Raw genomic sequence first — 21,009 nt, 5'->3', positions numbered from 1 at the left:
CCTCGTGAACTCGGGCGGAGCGCGGGCGGGATCCGGGCGACCACCCCGGCCGGGGCGCGCGGATACGGTGGGACGACGCGATCGGGCCACGACGGCGCTGGGCGCCGCGACCGTCGCAGGGCGCCGTGACGGTCGTACGGCACCGCGACGGTCGTTCGGCACCGCAACGGTCGTACGACGGAAGCCCGGTGCACGACGGCGTGACCGCTGTCCGACGGCGTGACCGGTTCACGACGCTGTGACCGGTTCACGATGCCGTGACCGGCGGACGACCGGCGAGGAACGCGTCACGCCGCCTTCCGTGGTCGACGCCGCACCGGCCGCAGGACCGGTCGCACGGGCGCCGACATGGCCGAACGGACAGTCGGCGCACAGCCGTTGGGTCGGCGGCGCCGACGACGGGGTCAGCGTGTGGCGGGCGCGTCGACGGCCGTGAGGGAGCCGTTCAGGTAAGCCGTGCGGGAGGCGTGCCGCTGGATCTTGCCGCTGGAGGTCTTGGGGATGGTTCCGGGGTGGACCAGCACGACGTCGTGCACCGCGAGCCCGTGCGCCTCGCCGACCGCGCTGCGGATCAGGTCGGTGATCTTCTCGTGCTCGGCGGGGGCCACGGGGCTCACCTCCGCGACGAGGACGGGCTGTTCGCCCGCCACTCCCCCGTCCACGGAGAACGCCGCGGTGCAGCCGGGCCGCAGCGCCGGGTGGCACATCTCGGCCGACAGTTCGAGGTCCTGCGGGTAGTGGTTGCGGCCGTCGATGACGAGGAGGTCCTTGAGCCGGCCGGTGACGAACAGCTCACCGTCGCGCAGGAATCCGAGGTCGCCGGTGCGCAGGAAGCGGTCCTCCCGGCCGGCCAGCCGGGCGCGGAAGGTCTCGCGGGTGGCCAGGGTGTTGCGCCAGTAGCCCTTGGCGACGCTCGCGCCGGCGACCCAGATCTCCCCGACCTCCCCCTCGGGGAGTTCCTCCTGCCGACCGGGGTCGGCGATCACCACGGTCGTGCCGGGGGCGGGCCGGCCGGAGGAGACGGCGGCGGCGTCCGCCGCGCCGGCGTGCGGGCCCGCCGAGGCGGCCTCGACGAGGGTGGGCGGGGCGTCGACCGAGCCGCCGGTGACGATGAGGGTGGCCTCGGCGAGGCCGTAGCACGGGTAGAAGGTCTCGCGGCGGAACCCGGCCGGGGAGAAGGTGTCGGCGAAGCGGCGGAGGGTGGCGGCGCGTACCGGTTCGGCCCCGTTGAAGGCGACCTTCCAGGACGTCAGGTCGAGGCCGTCGAGGAGTTCGGGCGTGGCGTGCTTGAGGCACAACTCGTAGGCGAAGTTGGGGCCGCCGGTGGTGTGCGGGCGGTATCGGCTGATCGCGGTCAGCCAGCGCTGGGGCCGCTGGAGGAAGTGCAGCGGGGAGAACAGGGTGGCGGTGACGCCGAGGTGGACGGTGTTGAGCACGGGGCCTATGAGGCCCATGTCGTGGTACACCGGCAGCCAGCTGACGAACATCTCGTGGTCGTGGGCGGCGACGGCCTCGGGCGTGTGCCCCATCCGCTCGGTGATGGCGTGCTCGTTCGCCATCAGGTTGCCGTGGGTCACCGTCACGCCGCGCGGGGCGGAGGTGGACCCGGAGGTGTACTGGAGGAAGGCCACCGAGTCGTCGGTGAGGGCGGGTTCGCGCCAGGCGGCGGCCGCCTCGTCGGGGATGTCCTCGGTGACGACGCAGGTGATGTCGGCGAGTTCGGGCAGGTGTTCCGCCATGGCGCCGAGCGCGGCGATCACCTCGCGTCCGCCCAGGATCACCTTGGCGTCCGCGTCGGCGATCAGACGCTTCATACGGGTGAGGGCCCGGTGGTTCTGGGACCGGCCCTGCGGCGGCACGCCCGGCACGGCGACGACGGCCGCGGAGAGGCAGCCCAGGTAACCGGAGATGAACTCCAGGCCGGGCGGGTACAGCAGCATGGCGCGGGAGCCCGCCAGCCCGCGCTCCTGCAGCCAGGCGGCGATCGCCCGGGTCCGCAGGGCCAGCCGGCCGTAGGAGATGTCCTCGATCTCTCCGTCACAGTCTCCGGTGACGAGATAGCGGTACGCGGTCCGGTCGGGCTGGTGCGAGGCGTGCGTGGTCAGCAGATCGACCAGGGATCGAGCCATAAGACGAGTGTCACCTGTCTGGATCGGTGGGCGAGGAACTGGCGTTCGAGGGCGGCGTCGAGCGCGCGCGGAAGCCGTGGTCGCTCCGGCCCCCTTGCCGATGCGTCCATCTCGACCACTCGTCCGAGGAGCCGCGGTCGCGCGGTCTCCTCGTGGTCCCCCGTTTTCAGTTTGCTACCGGTGAGTAGCACCCTAGCAAGTCCGGTCGGTCCCGCCGACCGGCATCGTGTAAACCCTGGATGTCACAACGGAATTGAGCCTCCCGGCCACCCTACGACAGCGGCCCGACACCCGGGTGCGCACCCCCCGGGGAAGGCGCGCACTCACCGGGGAACGCGCGCACACACCGTGGTAGGCGCGTGCGCCTCGGGTGCGCCTCGGGTGCGGCGAGCGACCGCCCCCCGGTCTCGGGCTCCCGGCTCACGGGCACCAGCCGCTCGGTTCCGGTCGGGCGGGCGGCCCACCGCCGGCGGTGGGCCGAAGTCGCCGGCGACGCGCTCGGCCCACGTCCCACAGGAAGCGGTGGGTGTGGATGCCGAAGTACGGGAAGGACTGGATCTGCCGCACCCCCTCCACCGGGCGCACGACGTCGTTGACGAAGTCCAGCAGCTGCCGGGGGCCCGGAGCGACGACCTCGGCGAACAGGTCGAAGCCGCCCGAGGTCAGGACCGCGTAGACCACCTCGGGCCGCCCGGCGAGTTCGTCGGCGACCGCGCGGGGATCGCCGTCCACGACGATGCCGAGCAGCGCCATGGCCTGTCCGCCCATGGCCATCGGGTCGGTGACGCCGACCACCGACACCACCCCGCTGTCCAGCAGCCGTTGCAGTCGCTGGCGGGCCGCGGACGCCGACAGGCCGACCTTCGGGCCGAGGTCGGCGTAGGCGATACGGCCGTCGGTCTGCAGTTCGCGCAGGATGGCCCGGTCGATCTCGTCCATGCGGGAGGTGCTTCCTTTCTGCCCGGCGCGGCCGGGTGCTTCAGCCTGCCAGGGCCGTGAGGGCCGCGGCGAAGAGCTCCGTGTGGGTGTCCACGTCCTGCTCGGTCGTGTCCGGACACATCAGGGCCATGTTGTGGAAGGGGGTCAGCAGGATGCCGCGGTTGGCAAGGAACAGGTGCAGGAAGTCCTCGAGTTCGGGGTCGGCCGCCGCCGCGGACTCGGTACCGTTGCGGGGCGCCGGATCGGCGAAGCGGTACTCGGTGCGGGCGCCGAGCCGGCTGACGGACCAGGGCAGCCCGTGGGCGCCGATGCCCGCGCGCACGCCCGCCTCGAAGCGCTCGGACAGCTTCGCCATCCGGGCGAACGCGTCGTCGGTCAGGACGTGTTCGAGGGTGGCGCGCATCGCGGCGACCGACAGGGCGTTGCCGGCCAGGGTGCCGCCGACCCCGCCCATGTCCACCAGGTCCAGGTCGGCCCGGTCCAGCAGCCGGTCGGCGAGCTCGGCGGACAGCCCGTAGGCGCCGGCCGGGATGCCGCCGCCGATCGCCTTGCCGATGGTCAGCAGGTCGGGTTCCAGGCCCCAGGCGGCGGTGCAGCCGCCCGGCCCGGCGGAGAAGGTGTGGGTCTCGTCGTTGATGAGCAGCGTGCCGTGGCGCCTTGTCAGCTCGCGGACGCCGGCGAGGTGGCCGGGCTCGGGCAGCACGATGCCGATGTTGGTCAGCGCCGGTTCCATGAGTACGGCGGCCACGTCGCCGTGGGCGAGTTCGCGCTCCAACTGCTCCAGGTCGTTGAACTCGGCGACCCGGCTGGTCAGGGTGACGTCGCAGGGGGCGCCGACGTTCCCGGGCCGGGCGACGCCGTGGCCGTCCGGGCCGACCACGATGAGGGACTCGTCGACGCTGCCGTGGTAGCTGTAACTGTTCACCAGGACCTTCGGGCGGCCGGTGACGGCCCGGGCGAGCCTGATCGCCCACCGGTTGGCGTCCGTCGCCGTCAGCGAGAAACTCCAGCGGGCCAGTCCGAAGCGGCGGGTCAGTTCGGCGCCGACCCACTCGGCGTCCTCCGTGGGGAGCATCGCGGTGGCACCGCCCCGCACGGCGAACCGGTGCTGGACCGCCTCGGCCACGGCGGCCGGGGAGTGACCGGCCATGGCGCCGGTGTCGCCGAGGCAGAAGTCGATGTACTCGTGACCGTCGATGTCGGTGACCCGGGCACCGCGGGCACCGTCGAGATAGCGGGGGAAGGGGCCGGCGGTCTTGTTCATCCAGGTCATCGGGACCCGTCCGAAAAGGTGTCCGGCTCGCGCGTGAGCGTCCTTCGAACGCGGGCACCGGCGCTCGGCCTCCGCCCTCTCGCGGACGAGCAGGTCATGCAGTCGTTGACGATCCATGGCAGACCTCGCAGGCGGGACGACGGAACCAGCGCAGCGTACGGCGGAACGAAGCACGTACTCAAGGGGTGGCGAAGGAATCGTTCGTCATGGCGATCGATTCCCTCGCCGGATAATCGCCAGGTCACGCCACCCCTTCCGCCACGTAGGAATATCCACCAGCATGCATATGCCGGAATCGCGCGCTGCGGCCGCCCGTTCCCGGCTGGATCTTTCCTGCAGCCCTGCAGGCCCGACGGACATCACCCGGGAGCGGGACATGACCAACGCAATGTGGGCGCACGGCATCGAGTGGCTGGCCGCGGCCGCCCCCAACCCCCGGATCTGCAAACGCGCCTGGGACGAGGGCGACGGCATCGCCCTGCTGGAGGCGGGACGGTACTGGGACGTGCTCAGCGTCCCCGACCACCTGGGACTGCTCACGCTGGACCTCCTGTGGAGACCCTCGCTCCCGCTGCCCGGACCGACCCTCGTGGACTCCGCGGCCCACCGGGTCGGCTTCTTCCTGCCGCCCGACCCGGGCAGCCGCTGGGTCGGCGCCGGCCTGCGCCACGCGGGCCGCGGCTCCTGGGTCGCCGTACCGCCGCCGTACCGCGCCGGCCGCTCCCTGGAGTGGCTCATCCCGCCCGACGGCACGGGCTCCCTGCACGCCCCCGTCACCCTGGAGATGGCGCTGCGCCAGGCCAACGGCACACTCGCCGTGCTCACGCCCGCGTGCGGCGACTGACGGGAGGGCCCCGGACCGCCACCGTGGCCGGGGCAGGGTACGACCGTCACCCCGCGCCGGTGGTACGCGCGCACCCGCCCACTCACCGGGTCGGGTGAGCGCGCCCACCGATTGGGGCATCCCCCGGTCCGACAACCATCCCGCCACCCGCGACCGGGGGCCGTGCCGGATCAGACCGAACAGGATCAACCCCGTTCAGGTGTAAGGCACTTCAGCGCCACCCGCGTGTGTCCCCCGCGGTCGGGGACCGAAGCCGCGGTGGGCGCGGCCACCCTCCCCCGCCTCAGCCCCCGCCGACAGGAGACCGAGCGCGCCGCACCCGGCCGGCCGGCGACCGACCGCGGGCCTCGGATCGCGGGCCTCGGACCGCAGCCCACGGGCGTCCGCCCCGGACCGCGAACGGGGACCCGACCGGTCCCCCGTTCCGGTCGTGTCCCCGCGGCCAGTCGAACATACGTCCCTGCCCAGCCCTTGTGAACCACAACGATGCCCGCTGTGGGCCCCCGAGGACTCACCCGTGCACAGGTGCGTCCGGATGGCCCGGTTTGGTCCGGTCCAGGACGGGCGGTCGCAGGTCTCCGGTGGCCACGAACGCGAGGACGACCTCGTAGAGGTCGCTGCCGGCGGCGAGGAGTTGGCGTTCCAGCACGGGTTCCGCGCTGCGGACGTGTTCGCGCACGGTCTGGGCGTGGACGCCCAGCGTCTGCGCGGCCCGTTCGGCGTTGCCGCCGGCGGCGATCCAGGTGCGCAGGGTGCGGCGCCGGTCCCGGCCGTCCGTGTCCAGCCGCCCCAGCAGGCTGTCCGCCCAGGCACGCAGGCCAGGGCCGGCGAGCAGGTCGCCGACCTTCGGCGGTTCGGCCTGCCGGGCACCGCCGTCGAGCGCCTCCTCCCCCAGACCGACCTGTGAGTTCAGCGCCAGATGGACGACCGCGCGGACCGTCAGGTCGGAGAAGTCGGTCCGCAGCAGGCTCTCGACGCGTTCCATACGGGCGCGGACGGTGTTGCGGCTCACCCCCAGCACCTTCGCCGCGCTGACGGCGGTGAACTCCAGGCCGAGCCGCGTGGTGGCCAGCAGTTCGGCACGGGTGTGGTGCGGCAGGACGTCGAGCGGACGCAGCACCCGGGTGGTCCACACGCGCAGTGCCCGCGGGTCCATCAGCCGTTCGGGGTGGGTGCGTTCGGCGTACACGGCCGTCTTGTCCGGCCGGAACCGGGCGACGGCGAGGGCGCTCACGGCCTGGCCGTACGCGGTGGCGGTGCGGGCCAGGCTCTGCCGGACGCTGCCGCCGAGGAACGTGCCGGGGCGCCGGGCGACCAGTGTCCGAAGGTCCCGCCCCACGGCCTCGCCGGGGGTCACGATGATGACGTGCCGGTCCACGGCGGGGCAGCGCACCACCAGCGCGCGTTCCGCGGTCGCCTCACGGCACTCGTCGGCGAGGGCGTCGCGTTCCCCGGGGCCGCCCTCGACGACGTAGACGCACGCCGTGTCCGTGTCGAGCAGTCCCGGCCACAGGCCCGCGGCGACGCGGCGCGCCGAGACGGTGTCCTCCACCATCAGCAGCTGGAGGATCGCCAGCCGCAGGTCGGCCGACGCGAGCTCCAGCCGCCGCGCCGACTCGGTGGCCTCCCTCGCCCGGAGCAGGAGTTCCACGAGCCGGGCGGTGTGCGTCACGATCTCGGAGGCCCGCCGGTCGAACGGCGCCTGGCGCGAGACCGCCAGCACCCGGGCCGGCGAGGCGGGCCCCGGCGCGACCCTGACCAGGCGCAGGTGCTGTCCCCGGTCGCCCCAGGCCGCGGAGGCGATCCGGCCGGTGACGAGGTCCGCGACCAGGCCGGGGTCCAGTGTCGTGGGGGCGCCGGCGAGGAGGGCGCCCGTGGGGTCCTGGAGCGAGGCGGTTCCGTGCACGGCCTCGGCGAGCCAGGCGACGACCCTGCGCACGTCACGTCCGGTCGGCCGCAGATGCTCCAACAGCCCCTGCGCCCACGGCGCGTCCGCGTCCGCATCCCCGTCCGCGCCCCGGCCCCTGCTCCGTGCCGGCCGGTCCGCCATGGAGTCTGCGGCGCGGTCCGTCGTCATGTCCGTCGCGCGGTCCGTCCCACGGTCCGCCGTGCGATCCGTTCCGCGGTCCGTCGCGCGATTCGTTCCACGGTCCGTCGCGCGATCCGTCCCGCGGTCCGCCGTGCTCACTGCGATGTGGTCTGTGGTCGTCGGGGGGCTTCCGTCCTCTCGGCCAGTCATGTCGGCCTTCTCCTCGCGTGTCGCCTCGTCCGCCGTCCGCGGACGTTACCCCACGCGTGCCCTGCGGCCGGCGGGGCGAACGCGCACGGACCTCCGGCAGGTCGTACGGCCGTGGCCGGCCCGGCGGCGGGCAGGTGCCGCACACCGGCGGCCACCCGCGGCCTCCTGCGCGGACCCGGCACCCGCACGGCATAAGCTCGGTGAATGGCGAAGTACTTCGACGTGCACCCCGACAACCCGCAGCCGCGCACCATCGCCCAGATCGCCGACATGATCCGTGCCGACGCGCTCATCGCGTATCCGACGGACTCCTGTTACGCGCTGGGCTGCCGCCTCGGCAGCCGTGACGGCATCGACCGCATCCGTACGATCCGCAAGCTGGACGACCGGCACCACTTCACTCTCGTGTGCCAGGACTTCGCGCAGCTCGGTCAGTTCGTACGGATCGACAACGACGTGTTCCGTGCGATCAAGGCGTCCACCCCCGGCAGCTACACCTTCATCCTGCCCGCGACGAGGGAGGTGCCGCGCGTGCTCCAGCACCCGAAGAAGAAGACGGTCGGCGTGCGCATCCCCGACCACGTCGTCACCCACGCCCTGCTGGCCGAGCTCGGGGAGCCGCTCCTGTCGAGCACCCTGCTCATGCCGGACGAGGACGAGCCGATGACACAGGGCTGGGAGATCAAGGACCGGCTGGACCACGTCCTGGACGCGGTGGTCGACTCCGGCGAGTGCGGGACCGAGCCGACGACGGTCATCGACTTCTCCGGCGGCGAGGCCGAGGTCGTACGGCACGGAGCGGGTGACGTCACGCGCTTCGAGTAGCCCCCTCGGCACGCCGGACCCCCAGCACCTCCCCACCTCTCAGGACCGCGCACCGGGGCCCGGGACCGGCCAGGTGGAGGTGCGTGCAACGATGGTCGCTGCCCGGCCTCGCCGGGCCGATCGCCCGCCCGTCGTCGTGCACCGCGCAGAGAGGCACCCCCATGACCTCCCTACAGGGAACAGCCGTGGACATCCCCACCGAGGACGGCGTCGCCGACGCGTATCTCGCGCGTCCCGGTGACGGGACGCCCCGGCCAGGCGTTCTGCTCTACCAGGACGCCTTCGGCCTGCGCCCGCACCTGCGGGCGATGGCCGACCGGCTCGCCGGGGCCGGCTACGCGGTGCTGGTTCCCAACTTGTTCTACCGTCACGGACGCGCCCCCCTCATGGAGTTGCCGGAGTTCATCGACCCCGACGCGCGCCCGGAGATCTTCGAGACGCTGTACCCGTTCATACTGGCCCTGACCCCCGAGCTGATCGTCCGTGACGCCGACGCGTACCTGCGGTGGATGGCGGAGAGCGCGCTGGTCGCGGACGGCCCGGTCGCGGTGACCGGGTACTGCATGGGCGCCCGGCTCGCGCTGCCGACCGCCGGCGCGTATCCGGACCGGGTCGCGGCGGTGGCCGGTTTCCACGGCAGCCGTCTGGTGACCGACGCGCCGGACAGCCCCCACCTGGCGGCCGGGGACATCACGGCCGAGGTGTACTTCGGACACGCCGACAACGACCTGCCGCCCGAGGAGATCGAGCGCTTCGAGGAGGCCCTGACCGCAGCGGGAGTCCGTCACACCTGCGAGGTCTACAACGGATCCGAGCACGGTTACACACAGGCCGACACCGCCGCGTACGACGAGAAGAGCGCGGAGCGGCACTGGGTGGCGCTGCTGGATCTGCTGAAGCGGAACCTCTGAGCGCGGGGACGGCCCTCCACACAGGGACGCCGGAGGCCCAGCGGGTCGGACCGGCGTCCCTTTTTTGTTCGCGTTGTTGACATGGGCACACCCCGATGCGACGTTGAGAGCGCTCTCAACATGGTACGGACCAACCCCACAGGCCTACCCCGCACGGAGGTGGAGAGTGCTCGCGAGGATCACCCTCAGACACGTCGGAACTGCCGCCCTCATCGGCGCACTCCTCAGCCTCGGCCCCCCGGCCCAGGCCGCCGTCCCCAACACCCTCCCGCTGAAGATCACCAACAGCTCGGGACGCGGTGACGCCGTCTACGTCTACAACCTCGGCACCCTGCTGAGCACCGGACAGCAGGGCTGGGCCGACGCCAACGGCACCTTCCACGCGTGGCCCGCCGGCGGCAGTCCCCCCACACCGGCACCCGACGCGTCCATCCCCGGACCCCCGGCCGGGCAGTCGAGGACGATCCGGATCCCCAGGTTCTCCGGCCGGATCTACTTCTCGTACGGACAGAAGCTGGTGTTCAGACTGACCACCGGCGGTCTGGTGCAGCCGGCCGTCCAGAACCCGACCGACCCGAACCGCAACATCCTCTTCAACTGGTCCGAGTACACCCTCAACGACTCCGGCCTGTGGCTCAACAGCACCCAGGTGGACATGTTCTCCGCGCCGTACGCGGTCGGCGTGCAGCGCGCCGACGGCAGCACCGTCAGCACGGGACATCTCAAGGCCGGCGGATACAGCGGGTTCTTCAACGCCCTGCGCGGACAGCCCGGCGGCTGGGCCAACCTGATCCAGACCCGCTCCGACGGCACCGTGCTGCGGGCGCTGTCACCCACCTACGGCCTGGAGACCGGGGCCCTGCCCGCCTCCGTGATGGACGACTACGTCAAACGCGTCTGGCAGAAGTACGCGTCGGCCACCCTCACCGTCGCGCCCTTCGGCGACCAGCCCGGCACCAAGTACTACGGCCGGGTCTCCGGAAACGTCATGAACTTCACCAACAGCGCCGGCGCGGTCGTCACCAGCTTCCAGAAGCCGGACGCCGACAGCGTCTTCGGCTGCCACAAACTGCTGGACGCCCCCAACGACCAGGTGCGCGGCCCGATCTCACGGACCCTGTGCGCGGGCTACAACCGCTCCACGCTGCTGACCGACCCCAACCAGCCCGACACCACGGACGCGGCCTTCTACCAGGACGCGGTGACCAACCACTACGCGCGCACGATCCACGCGCAGATGGCCGACGGCAAGGCGTACGCCTTCGCGTTCGACGACGTCGGCAACCACGAGTCGCTCGTCCACGACGGCGCACCCCAGCAGGGCTATCTGACCCTCGACCCCCTCAACTGAGAGGAGCCCCGCACGCGAAGAGGACTTCGCGTGCGGGGCGGCCGTTCAGGGACGCGTGTTCACCTCGGAGCGATCAGCTGGTCGTCAGGGCGGTGTCGTCCAGGACGAAGCTGGTCTGGAGCGAGGAGTCCTCGACGCCGCTGAACTTCAGGGCGACCGTGGTGCCGGCGAACGAGGACAGGTCGAGGGTCTTCTGGGTGTACCCCGTGGCCTTGTTGAGGTTGGAGTAGGTCGCCAGCGTGGTCGATCCGGCGGTCACCGTCAGCTTGTCGTAGGCGGTGCTGGTGCTGGTCTCGGCACTGTCGACGTGCAGGTAGAAGGTGAGAGTGGCCTTGCAGCCCGAGGGGACGGCCACCGACTGGCTGAGGGTGTCGGTGTGGGTCGAGCCGTAGCCGTCCAGCCACGCCTTGTAGGAACCGCCGTGCGCCGCCTGGCTGCTGGAGTTGGTGATGACCCCGCTGGACGCCGTCCAGGTGGTGTTGCCCGACTCGAAGCCGGCGTTGCCCAGGAGCTGGGCCGCGGTGCAGGTGCCGCCGCCCCCGCCGGAGCTCACCGTCCAGGTGAAGGAGGCGGTGCCGGTGGCGCCGGTGCTGTCGGTGACCGTGACGGTGGTGCTGGAGCTGCCGGCCGTCGTCGGGGTGCCGGAGATGACGCCGGTGGAGCTGTTGATCGACAGTCCGGCGGGCAGGCCGGTGGCCGCGTACGTCAGCGAGCCGCTGTTGGTGCTGCTCGCCGAGACCTGGAGACTCACCGCGGTGCCGACGGTGGACGACTGGCTGCCCGGGTTGGTGACCGTGACGCCCGTCGACGGGACCGTGATGTGGCTGCCGACGTTGATGCCGGCGAAGGCGTTGCCGACGCCCGCGTACTGGCTGGAGCTGGTGCCGTACAGGGCCGCCGCGGCGTTCAGCGCGGCGGTGCGGGCCCCGGCGTAGTTGGTGCTTGACGTCATGTACGTCGTCAGCGCCTTGTACCAGATCTGCAGGGCGGCGGCCCGGCCGATGCCCGCCACGGCGACCCCGTCGGAGGTCGGGCTGTTGTAGGTGACGCCGTTGATGGTCTTGGTGCCGCTGCCCTCGGAGAGCAGGTAGAACATGTGGTTCGCCGGGCCCGAGGAGTAGTGGACGTCGAGGTTGCCGACACCGGAGTACCAGCTGTCGGCGGAGCCGCCGTCCTTGCTGGGCTTGTCCATGTAGCGCAGCGGCGTGCCGTCGCCGTTGATGTCGATCTTCTCACCGATGAGGTAGTCGCCCACGTCGGTGGAGTTGTTGGCGTAGAACTCCACGCCCGTGCCGAAGATGTCGGAGGTGGCCTCGTTGAGGCCGCCCGACTCACCCGTGTAGTCCAGGCCCGCGGTGTTGGAGGTGACGCCGTGGCTCATCTCGTGGCCCGCGACGTCCAGCGAGGTCAGCGCGTGGGTGCTGCCGGTGCCGTCGCCGTAGGTCATGCAGAAGCAGCTGTCGTCCCAGAACGCGTTGACGTACGCCGTGCTGTAGTGGACGCGCGAGTAGGCGGCGACGCCGTCGTTCTTGATGCCGCTGCGCCCGAAGGTGTTCTTGTAGAAGTCCCACGTCACCTGGGCGCCGTAGTGGGCGTCGACGCCGGCGGTCTGGGTGTTGGAGCCGGAGCCGGTGCCCCAGGTGTCGTCGGCGTCCGTCATGAGGGTGCCGGTGCCGGACGTGCCGTTGTTGAGGCTGTAGGTCTTGTGGGTGCCGCGCGAGGTGTCGTTCAGCTGGTACGTCGAGCCGGACAGCGTGGTGCCGAGCGTGACGGTGCCGCTGTACTGGCTGTTGCCGGTGCCGGTCTGGACACCCTCGTACTGGGAGAGCTTCGCGCCGGTGACGGCGTCGGTGATGACGTGCAGCTTGCTCGGGGTGCCGTCGTCCTGGAAGCCGCTGACCACCGTCTCCCAGGCCAGCTTCGGCGTGCCGCTGCCGGCCCAGATCACCTTGCGGGCGCTGCCGGCGGCGGGCTGCTCGGCGTCCAGCGCCCTGGCCGCCTTCAACGCCTTGTTCCGCGCGGCCGACTTGGAGTAGGTCGCCGTGGTGGAGGCGACCTTGACGGTGCGCTTGTTGTTGAAGGTGGTGCTCACCGTGCCGGTGGCCCGGGAGGCGGGCGGGGTGTGCACGACCAGGTCGCCGCCGAGGACGGGCAGTCCCGCGTAGGTCCGCTCGTAACGGGTGTGCACGGTGCCGTCGTTGTCCTTGACGACGTCCTTGACGACCAGCTTCTCCTTGGCGCCGAGGCCGAGGATGCGGGCTGTCTGCGCCGTCTTCGACGCGGCGCTCCTGACCAGCGCGGTGCGCTGCGCGGGGGTGATGTCGGCGGGCAGGCCGCCGGCACGCAGGGGGCTGGGGTGGGGGGCTGCGGGCTGCGCGGCCGCCGGGACCGTCTGGACGCCGACGGCCAGGAGGGCGGCGGTGGAGAGCAGGGCTGCTCCGACCGCGGTCCGCTTGCGGGGGATGGATCTCACTCGTTCTCCTACTGCTGCGACCGATGGGTCGGCCGGTGACAGACCGGGCAGACGGGTGTGCTGTCCGGGACGAGCCGAGGTGTGCGGGACCGAGCGTGTGTGAGGGGAACAGACTGGCCTTGCACGGCAGTTGACACTCGTGCAGGGCAGCTGGGAGGGAGACTGACAGGCTTGTCCGGGCCATGTCACCAGAACCCGGAGGCTTCTAGGGTTATCCCTCGGTACCCGCGCCGCCGCCCACGCCCTTTCTGTGCGCCGCCTGTTCGTTGCCTGTGTCCGCGCGAGGGCGTACCGGCCTCGCGCGGACGAGGGGCGGACGGGCCTACGACCGTCACCAGCACGGTTGTTACGGTGCACCGGTGTCTGACTCCTCACGCGATACCGCCGAAGGCGCCGGCTGGGGCACCGCAGAACGCGGCGACTACCGGCACCTCATGCCACCCAGGGTCGAGAAGATCTCCTGGCTCGACCCGAAGATGCTGTGGGCCGCCCGCAACGGCGTGCTGGCCTCCTGGTTCGGAGACCCCACCGGCCGTACCCGCGACCGATGGGTGGCCCGCCGGGCGGCCGCCGGCGCACCGGCCGACAAGGTGATCCGGCGCGAGGTCCCGGACCGGTTCTCCTTCATGGTCATCAGTGACACCGGCGAGGGCGACGACCCCCAGTACGCCGTCGTACCGGGCTTTCTGAAGATCGGTCGGGGAACGGACTTCGCCGTCCTCGCCAGTGACGTCATCTACCCGGTCGGCAGCGCCGACGACTACGGCACCAAGTTCTTCCGCCCCTACCGGGACTACCCGGCCCCCGTCTACGCGATACCGGGCAACCACGACTGGTACGAGGACCTCGGCGCCTTCATGCGGGTCTTCTGCGACGACACCGCGCCCCTCCCCCCGGAGCCCGCCCCGCGGCCCCTCACCCGGGCCTGGCTGCGGTCACTGCTGTGGCACCGGCCGCGCCCGCACGACGGTGAACACCTCGACGCGGCCCGCGCGTTGCGGTCCGCACCGGCCCAACAGGCGATCCAGCCGGGCCCGTACTGGGCGATCGACGCCGGACCGGTGCGCGTCGTCGGCATCGACACCGGTCTGCTGGGCACCCTCGACGCCGAACAGGGGGTATGGCTGCGCGAGGTGTCCCGGGGTTCCCGCCCGAAGATCCTCGTCACCGGGTCGCCGCTGTACGTGGACGGCGAACACCACCCGTGCGCGATCGAGGGCGGCGGCACGGTCGACGACATCGTGCGCGACCCCGCCCACCACTACGTCGCGGCGATCGGCGGCGACATCCACAACTACCAGCGCTACCCGGTCCAGGTGGACGGCCGCACCCTGCAGTACGTGGTCTCCGGTGGCGGCGGGGCGTTCATGCACGCCACCCACACCATCCCGCGCGTCGGCGTCGCGAACGTCACCGAGCGGGACTTCCGCTGCTATCCGCTGCGCGGCGACTCCCTCGCCTTCTACAGCAGGCTCTACGGACGCCGCCTGCGCCTGCGGCGCTTCTTCGAGCTCAGCGAGGCCGAGGCGACCGCCGTGATCGCCGAACGGCTCGGCGTCCCGCCGACCCGCTCCCCGGGTGCGCCGGCCCGCGTCACCGCGCGCATCCGGCTGGTCGCGAGCCTGCTCGGGGCGGGCGGCCGCCCCGACCGCACCGCGCGACTGCGGCTGCCGGTGCGCAAGATCTACACGCAGCTGTTCTCACCCGGCTCGGCCACCTACAGTCCTCCCTTCTTCAAGAGCTTCCTGCGCCTGGACGTCACGCCCGAGGCCGTCCGGCTGCGCTGCTACGCGGCGACCGGCAACCGCGCGCAGGAGGCCGAACCGCCGATCGAGGACGAGGTCGTCATCCCCCTGACCTGAAAGCTCCCCGACAGCGCCTGAGACAATCGGAGCGACCGGTGTACGGCCGAGTGCGCCGTGGACGATGGAGGAGCACGTGTCCCCGACCTCACGCCCGCTGCGCAAGCTGGGCTTCCTCACCATCGGTCTCTTCGACGAAGCCGATCCGCGCCGGGGACACGAGTCCACGCTCGAGATCATCGAGCTGGGCGAGCGGCTCGGCCTCGACAGCGCGTGGGTCCGTCACCGCCACCTCCAGTACGGCATCTCCTCCCCCGTCGCCGTGCTGGCCGCCGCCTCGCAGCGCACCCGCCGCATCGAGCTGGGCACCGCGGTCATCCCCCTGGGCTGGGAGAACCCGCTGCGCCTGGCCGAGGATCTGGCGACCGTCGACATCCTGAGCGGAGGCCGCCTCAACCCGGGCGTCAGCGTCGGCCCGCCGATGCACTACGACCAGGTCAAGGACGCCCTGTACCCGGACACCGCCGACGCCGAGGACTTCGGGTACACCCGCGTGGAACGGCTGCTGGACGGCGTACGCGGCAAGCCGGTCACCGGTTTCCGGGGCACCGAGGGCTTCGAGGTGTTCTCGGAGCGGGTCCAGCCCCATTCCCCCGGCCTGGGCGACCGCCTGTGGTACGGCGGCGGCAGCCTGGGCTCGGCGCGCTGGGCCGGCGAGAACGCCATGAACTTCCTGACCAGCAGCGTCGTCAAGGCCGAGGGCCCCGAGACGGAGAGCCCCGCGGACTTCGCCGACATCCAGCTGTCGCACATCCGCGCCTTCCGCGCCCACCACCCCGACGGCGAGGCCGCCCGCGTCTCGCAGGGCCTGGTCGTCATCCCCACCGACTCCGCCTCGCCAGGTCAGCGCGCGAAGTACGAGGAGTACGCGGCCGGACGGGCACCGCGCACCGCCTCGCCGCAGGGCCCGGCACGCCTGATGTTCGCGCCGGACCTGGTCGGCACCTCGCAGGAGCTGGTCGAACGGCTGCACGCGCACGCCGCGTTCCGTGAGGTCGACGAGGTCGCGTTCGCGCTGCCGTTCACCTTCGAGCACGAGGACTACGTCCAGATCCTCACCGACATGGCCACGAAGCTCGGTCCGGCGCTGGGCTGGCGGCCCGCCGGCTGAGCCGCGGCGTCACCAGCGGCCGGGCTCGCTTCCGACGAGCGCCCGCGACGGTGTGCCGTCCACCCCGACCGGCACGTCGCCGGTGAGCATCACCCGGTGCATGGTCCGGGGATGGCCGAGGTGGGCGTTGTCGGCGGGGGCGAGGTGGATGGTGGCCCGGTTGTCCCAGAAGGCGACGCTGCCCGGTTCCCAGCGGAACCGTACGGTGTACTCGGGCCGGGTCGCCTGCTCGACGAGCAGTTCCAGGATGGCCGCGCTCTCGGCCCGGGACACGCCGTCGATCTGCTCCACGTAGTAGCCGTTGACGTACAGCACGCGCTCGCCGGTCTCCGGATGCACCCGTACCAGCGGGTGCAGGGTGGCGATCTGATGGTCCAGCAGGTGACGGACGTAGGCGTCGTCGCCGGGCCGCGGCTGGTAGCCGACGCCCAGCCGGTGCTCGGCCCGCAGGCCGTCGACGAAGGCGCGCACCGGTGCGGAGAGCCCGGCGTAGGCCGCGGCCAGGTTCGACCAGGTCGTGTCGCCGCCGTAGGGCGGGACGGTCTCGGCGCGCAGGATCGTCGCGGCCGGCGGATCGACCCGGGCACCGTGGTCGCAGTGCCAGCCGCGCAGCAGACTGTGGCGCCGGCGGCGCAGCCACTCCTCGTGGTCCATGCCGAATCTGCCGCCGAGTTCCAGCCGGTCGGCGGTGGTCTCGATCTCCGGGACGTCCGGCGGCGAGGCGCTGCCCCGGCGGGGCAGGACGACGGGTTCGCCGAAGCGGCGGGCGAAGGCGACATGCCCGGCGTGATCGAGGCGCTGGTCGCGGAAGAACACCACCTTCCAGCGCAGCACCGCCGCCCTGATCGCCGCGACCTGGGCGTCGGTCGGCCCGCCGGCGAGGTCGACGCCGGTGATCTCGGCGCCGATGTGCCCGGCGACCGGTTTCACCTCGATCCCCGCGGTCCCCTCCGCCGACCCGCCCGCCGTGGCCCTGTCCGTCGTCATGCCCGCTCCGTTCGCCCGTCCGCCGCCACACCTGCCCGTGCCGGCTCCACGGAAGATCGTGTCAGTGATCGCGGCGGCCGGCGACAGCGTCCCCGGCCGCGGGCGCGGCCTCCGCGTGGCCGCTGGGGCCGGGCGGCACGCGCTCCCATACTGGCCGTACGAGGCAGTCGAAGAGCAGCCAGAGAAAGGCGCGGCCGTGGCCGGCATCCCGACCCACACGCTGAACGACGGTACGACGATTCCCGCGATCGGTCTGGGCACCTGGCCGATGGACGACGCGCAGGCGCGGCCGGCGGTGCGCGGCGCCCTGGAGACGGGCTACCGCCTGGTCGACACGGCGACGAACTACCGCAACGAGACCGGTGTCGGGCTCGGGCTCGCGGACGGCTCCGTGGCGCGCGAGGACGTGGTGGTGACGACGAAGCTCCCGGGCCGCCACCACGGGTACGACGAGACCCTCGCGTCCTTCGAGGAGTCCCGCCGCCGACTGGGGGTGGAGTACGTGGACCTGTACCTCATCCACTGGCCCCTGCCCCGCGTCGGCAGGTACGTCGACTCGTGGAAGGCGATGATCAGACTGCGTGAGGACGGACTCGTCCGGTCGATCGGCGTCTCGAACTTCACCGCCGGGCACATCGAGCGGCTGGAGAAGGAGACCGGGGTCCTGCCCGCCGTCAACCAGATCGAGCTGCATCCCTTCTTCCCGCAGGCCGAACTGCGCGCCTTCCACGCCGAGAAGGGCATCCGCACCGAGAGCTGGAGCCCGCTGGGCCGGGGCACGCGGCTGCTGGAGGACCCGGTGATCGTGTCCGTGGCCGAGGCGCACGGGGTGACGCCCGGCCAGGTCGTGCTGCGCTGGCACACGCAGCTCGGCGCGGTCCCGATCCCGAAGTCGTCGGACCCGGACCGGCAGCGCGAGAACCTCGACGTCTTCGGCTTCTCCCTGGGCCCGGCCCAGATGCGGGCCGTCGCCGACCGGGACCACCAGCGCATCGGCGGCGACCCGGAAGTGCACGAGGAGTTCTGACCGGGCGGTCCGCCGGTACGCGTACGGCGAGCCCTCCGGGGCGCGTACCGGCGGACAGCCCGGGGCGCGTACCGGCGTGCCGTCGCGGACCCCTTGGTGCCCCCCACGAGCCCCGATCCGGCGGGGGCCGCGGATCGGCCGATATGGCCGTTGAGGCCCCGGCGGGACCTCCGCGCCTCTATGTTCGCTGCGGCACGTCCCGATCGGCCCGCTCCAGCACCAGGAGGCCCACGCATGCGCCACGCGCTCCGCACCGCCCTCACCGGGACGGTCGCCGCCGCCACCGTCCTCGTCGGCGGCACCGCCCACGCGACCCCGGCCGGTCCGGGCGTCACCGCCCGGCTGATCAGCCGCACCACGGTGGGCGACACCGACTACGTCGTGCGGGAGATCACGGTGCCGCCCGGGCAGAGCACCGGCTGGCACTACCACGACGGCCCGCTCTACGGCGTCGTGCGCCAGGGCACGCTGAGCCACTTCGACTCCGGCTGCGCCTCCGACGGCGTCTACCGCGAGGGCGGCGCCATCCGGGAACCGGCCGGCCCGGGCAACGTCCACATCGGCCGCAACCTGGGCACCGCACCGCTCGTCCTGGACGTGCTCTACGTACTGCCGCACGACGCGCCGTTCTCCGAGGACGCGCCGAATCCCGGGTGCCCGTTCCAGTGAGCGGCCGGACGGTCAGTCCGGCAGTGTCTGCTCGGCCCAGATCGTCTTGCCGCGCCCGGTCTGGCGACTGCCCCAGCGCTGGGTGAGCTGGGCGACCAGGAGCAGGCCGCGCCCTCCCTCGTCGAAGGCGTGGGCGCGGCGCAGGTGCGGTGAGGTGGAACTGCCGTCGGCCACCTCGCAGATGAGGGTGCGGTCCCGGATCAGCCGCAGCTGGATGGGCGGTTCGCCGTAGCGGATCGCGTTGGTGACCAGTTCGCTGACGACGAGTTCGGTGACGAAGGCCACCTCCTCGTCCAGTCCCCACGCGGCCAGTTGCTCGGTGGCGGCCTGCCGGGTGACGGCGACATGGGCGGGGTCCGGCGCCACGTCCCAGGTGGCGACCCGGTCGCCGCCCAGCACCCTGGTGCGGGCCAGCAGCAGCGCCACGTCGTCACCGGGCTCCTCCGGCAGCACGGCCTTCAGCACGGTGTCGCACAGCGCGTCCAGCGACTCCGCGGGGGCGGTCAGCGAGCGGCACAGTTCGGCGGTGGCGCGGTCGACGTCACGGTCGCGGTCCTCGATCAGGCCGTCGGTGTAGAGGGCGACGACGGTGCCCTCGGGCAGGTCGAGCTCGGTCGCCTCGAAGGGCAGACCGCCCACGCCCAGCGGGGGGCCGGGGGTCATCGTGACCAGGCGCGCGGTGCCGTCGGGCAGGACGAGGGCGGGCGCCGGATGGCCCGCCGCGGCGAGGGTCAGGCGACGCGACACCGGGTCGTAGACCGCGTAGAGACAGGTGGCGCCCAGTTCCGCGACCTCCTCGCCGCCCTCGTACGCCGCGAGGTGGGTGACCAGGTCGTCGAGGTGGGTGAGGAGTTCGTCCGGCGGCAGGTCCACGTCGGCGAGGGTGCGCACCGCCATGCACAGCCGTCCCATGGTCGCGGTGGAGGGGATGCCGTGCCCCACCACGTCGCCGACGACCAGCGCGACCCGGCTGCCGGACAGCGGGATGACGTCGAACCAGTCACCGCCGATGCCCGCCAGCGACCCGCTGGGCAGATAGCGGTGGGCGACCTCGACCGCCGCCTGTCCGGGCAGCCCCCGCGGCAGCAGGCTGTGCTGGAGGGCCAGCGCGGTCGTCCGTTCCCGGGCGAAGCGGCGGGCGTTGTCCACGCAGACCGCGGCGCGGCTGGCGAGTTCCTCGGCCAGGACGGCGTCGTCCTCGGCGTAGTCGTCCGGGTGGGCGATGCGCACGCCCACGGCGACGCCGAGCGTCGTGCCGCGGGCCCGCAACGGCACCGCGAGCATCGAGTGCACGCCCTTGCGGTGAGCGCGCCCCGCGGGGGCCTGCGCGTTGCGTTCGGCGACCCATCGCACGAAGTCGGGCTCGCCCGCCTGGCCGAGCACCGGCCGCCCCTGGAGCAGCGCCTTGGCCGGCGGCGAGAAGGCGGGGTAGACGTCCGCCGCGCCCAGGTGCACGGCGGCTTCCGGCGTGCCCTCGGTGGCGGAGCCGTGGGCGACGCGCCGCAGCACGATCTCGCCGTCCGGCATGGCCGGCGGTTCGTCCGCGCTCAGGACCCAGTCGAGCAGGTCCACGCTGGCGAAGTCGGCGTACCGGGGCACCAGGAGTTCCACGAGTTCCTCGGCGGTGCGCACGACGTCCAGGGTGGTGCCGATGGCGGCGGCCGCCTCGTTGAGCAGCGCCAGCCGCTGCCGTGCCCAGTACTGCTCGCTGCTGTCGAAGCCCGCCAGCGCCACGCCGGTCATCTTTCCGGCGTCGTCGCGGACCGGCCACATCTCGAAGTTCCAGGCGTGCTCACGGTTGCTGGAGGGCGCGCCCGTGAAGCTCTCGTAGCGGACGGGTCGGCCGGTCTCGGCCACCTGGCGCAGTTTGCCGAGGAAGCCGCGACTGTGTTCGGCGTCCGCCACGGTGTCCGGGAAGTGCCTGCCGAGCAGAACCTCCTCCGGCACTCCCATCACCCGGCAGGCCGCGCCGTTGAGGCGCAGGTAGCGCTGTTCGCTGTCGAAGACGGACATCGACAGGGATGCCTGCTCGAAGGCGCGCGCGCCCAGCGTCGGCTCCGGCGGGCGCGGCCGTTCGGTGGTGACCACGTATCCGCCAGGCGCACCGTCCCGGCCCAGCACGGCGCTGGCCCGGACCGTGATCGGCACCGGGGAGCCGTCCCGGTGGCGCAGCACGACGTCACCCTCCAGCGCGGCCAGGACGTCCGGAGGCGGGGCATGGGCGAGCAGTTCCCGCGCCGCCCGTCCCACGGCCTCCTCCGCCGCGTATCCCGTCAGCTGCCGGGCACCCTCGCTCCACCCCGTCACCATGCCCCGGCCATCGAGGACCGCCGCAGCGGAGACGTGCTCCATATCGTCCAGAATGGTCC

Annotated in this window: 14 protein-coding genes and 1 pseudogene; 8 read left to right on the top strand and 7 right to left on the bottom strand. The window is 72.4% G+C overall.

The genetic code is table 11. From position 1 onward, the window contains the following. Positions 1-404: 404 nt before the first annotated feature. The 3 genes and pseudogenes from AC07AZ_RS35225 to AC07AZ_RS35215 form a co-directional block, all read right to left on the bottom strand. On the bottom strand, positions 405-2,129 hold the full coding sequence (locus AC07AZ_RS35225; RefSeq protein WP_478854824.1) for a fatty acyl-AMP ligase: 1,725 nt from the start codon (positions 2,127-2,129) through the stop codon (positions 405-407). Between the two features lie 501 nt (positions 2,130-2,630). Continuing rightward, a pseudogene (locus AC07AZ_RS35220) lies at positions 2,631-3,068 on the bottom strand (Lrp/AsnC family transcriptional regulator); the annotation flags it as partial. A 40-nt stretch (positions 3,069-3,108) separates the two neighbouring features. Continuing rightward, positions 3,109-4,458 (bottom strand): transaminase, encoded by a 1,350-nt coding sequence (locus AC07AZ_RS35215; protein ID WP_478854823.1) that lies wholly within the window; start codon positions 4,456-4,458, stop codon positions 3,109-3,111. Between the two features lie 259 nt (positions 4,459-4,717). Here AC07AZ_RS35215 and AC07AZ_RS35210 point away from each other — a divergent pair, with 259 nt between their 5' ends. Next, positions 4,718-5,185, top strand: coding sequence for a hypothetical protein (locus AC07AZ_RS35210; RefSeq protein ID WP_478854822.1), 468 nt, complete (start codon positions 4,718-4,720; stop codon positions 5,183-5,185). 511 nt (positions 5,186-5,696) lie between these two features. On the opposite strand, the gene AC07AZ_RS35205 is transcribed toward AC07AZ_RS35210, so the two are convergent. Beyond that, entirely contained in the window at positions 5,697-7,235 is a 1,539-nt protein-coding gene (locus tag AC07AZ_RS35205; protein WP_478854835.1) for a helix-turn-helix domain-containing protein, read from the bottom strand. A gap of 393 nt (positions 7,236-7,628) precedes the next feature. Between AC07AZ_RS35205 and AC07AZ_RS35200 the strand changes: the two genes are divergently transcribed. The 3 genes from AC07AZ_RS35200 to AC07AZ_RS35190 all read left to right on the top strand — a co-directional run bounded on the left by AC07AZ_RS35200 (position 7,629) and on the right by AC07AZ_RS35190 (position 10,511). Further along, positions 7,629-8,249 (top strand): L-threonylcarbamoyladenylate synthase, encoded by a 621-nt coding sequence (locus AC07AZ_RS35200; protein WP_478854821.1) that lies wholly within the window; start codon positions 7,629-7,631, stop codon positions 8,247-8,249. Between the two features lie 161 nt (positions 8,250-8,410). Beyond that, a complete protein-coding gene (locus tag AC07AZ_RS35195; protein WP_478854820.1) occupies positions 8,411-9,160 on the top strand; it encodes a dienelactone hydrolase family protein in 750 nt (249 codons plus the stop codon). Between the two features lie 166 nt (positions 9,161-9,326). After that, positions 9,327-10,511: a glycoside hydrolase family 64 protein gene (locus AC07AZ_RS35190; protein ID WP_478854819.1), complete on the top strand. Its 1,185-nt coding sequence runs from the start codon at positions 9,327-9,329 to the stop codon at positions 10,509-10,511. Between the two features lie 73 nt (positions 10,512-10,584). Here the strand turns inward: AC07AZ_RS35190 and AC07AZ_RS35185 are convergent, their stop codons facing one another. Next, positions 10,585-12,984, bottom strand: coding sequence for a M4 family metallopeptidase (locus AC07AZ_RS35185; RefSeq protein ID WP_478854818.1), 2,400 nt, complete (start codon positions 12,982-12,984; stop codon positions 10,585-10,587). A gap of 359 nt (positions 12,985-13,343) precedes the next feature. On the opposite strand from AC07AZ_RS35185, the gene AC07AZ_RS35180 reads away from it, so the two are divergent. After that, entirely contained in the window at positions 13,344-14,846 is a 1,503-nt protein-coding gene (locus tag AC07AZ_RS35180) for a metallophosphoesterase family protein (RefSeq protein ID WP_478854817.1), read from the top strand. A gap of 76 nt (positions 14,847-14,922) precedes the next feature. Further along, a complete protein-coding gene (locus AC07AZ_RS35175) occupies positions 14,923-15,957 on the top strand; it encodes an LLM class flavin-dependent oxidoreductase (protein ID WP_478854816.1) in 1,035 nt (344 codons plus the stop codon). 9 nt (positions 15,958-15,966) lie between these two features. On the opposite strand, the gene AC07AZ_RS35170 is transcribed toward AC07AZ_RS35175, so the two are convergent. Beyond that, positions 15,967-16,944: a TauD/TfdA dioxygenase family protein gene (locus tag AC07AZ_RS35170; RefSeq protein ID WP_478854815.1), complete on the bottom strand. Its 978-nt coding sequence runs from the start codon at positions 16,942-16,944 to the stop codon at positions 15,967-15,969. Between the two features lie 196 nt (positions 16,945-17,140). Between AC07AZ_RS35170 and AC07AZ_RS35165 the strand changes: the two genes are divergently transcribed. Next, positions 17,141-17,971: an aldo/keto reductase gene (locus tag AC07AZ_RS35165; protein ID WP_478854814.1), complete on the top strand. Its 831-nt coding sequence runs from the start codon at positions 17,141-17,143 to the stop codon at positions 17,969-17,971. Between the two features lie 234 nt (positions 17,972-18,205). Next, the gene (locus AC07AZ_RS35160; RefSeq protein ID WP_478854813.1) at positions 18,206-18,640 is read left to right on the top strand and encodes a cupin domain-containing protein; all 435 of its coding nucleotides are present in this window, start codon (positions 18,206-18,208) and stop codon (positions 18,638-18,640) included. Between the two features lie 12 nt (positions 18,641-18,652). Here AC07AZ_RS35160 and AC07AZ_RS35155 read toward each other — a convergent pair whose 3' ends face one another. After that, positions 18,653-20,992, bottom strand: coding sequence for a SpoIIE family protein phosphatase (locus tag AC07AZ_RS35155; protein ID WP_478854812.1), 2,340 nt, complete (start codon positions 20,990-20,992; stop codon positions 18,653-18,655). Between the last annotated feature and the right edge of the window lie 17 nt (positions 20,993-21,009).

This window comes from Streptomyces sp. NPDC043878 (assembly GCF_056435735.1).
Note: the sequence above shows the minus strand (reverse complement) of the source record. Positions and strands in the feature narration are given on the sequence as shown.

Coding starts and splice junctions, on each gene's coding strand:
- AC07AZ_RS35225 (WP_478854824.1), bottom strand. CDS start 2,129: ATGGCTCGATCCCTGGTCGATCTGCTGACCACGCACGCCTCGCACCAG.
- AC07AZ_RS35215 (WP_478854823.1), bottom strand. CDS start 4,458: ATGGATCGTCAACGACTGCATGACCTGCTCGTCCGCGAGAGGGCGGAG.
- AC07AZ_RS35210 (WP_478854822.1), top strand. CDS start 4,718: ATGACCAACGCAATGTGGGCGCACGGCATCGAGTGGCTGGCCGCGGCC.
- AC07AZ_RS35205 (WP_478854835.1), bottom strand. CDS start 7,235: ATGGCGGACCGGCCGGCACGGAGCAGGGGCCGGGGCGCGGACGGGGAT.
- AC07AZ_RS35200 (WP_478854821.1), top strand. CDS start 7,629: ATGGCGAAGTACTTCGACGTGCACCCCGACAACCCGCAGCCGCGCACC.
- AC07AZ_RS35195 (WP_478854820.1), top strand. CDS start 8,411: ATGACCTCCCTACAGGGAACAGCCGTGGACATCCCCACCGAGGACGGC.
- AC07AZ_RS35170 (WP_478854815.1), bottom strand. CDS start 16,944: ATGACGACGGACAGGGCCACGGCGGGCGGGTCGGCGGAGGGGACCGCG.
- AC07AZ_RS35160 (WP_478854813.1), top strand. CDS start 18,206: ATGCGCCACGCGCTCCGCACCGCCCTCACCGGGACGGTCGCCGCCGCC.
- AC07AZ_RS35155 (WP_478854812.1), bottom strand. CDS start 20,992: ATGGAGCACGTCTCCGCTGCGGCGGTCCTCGATGGCCGGGGCATGGTG.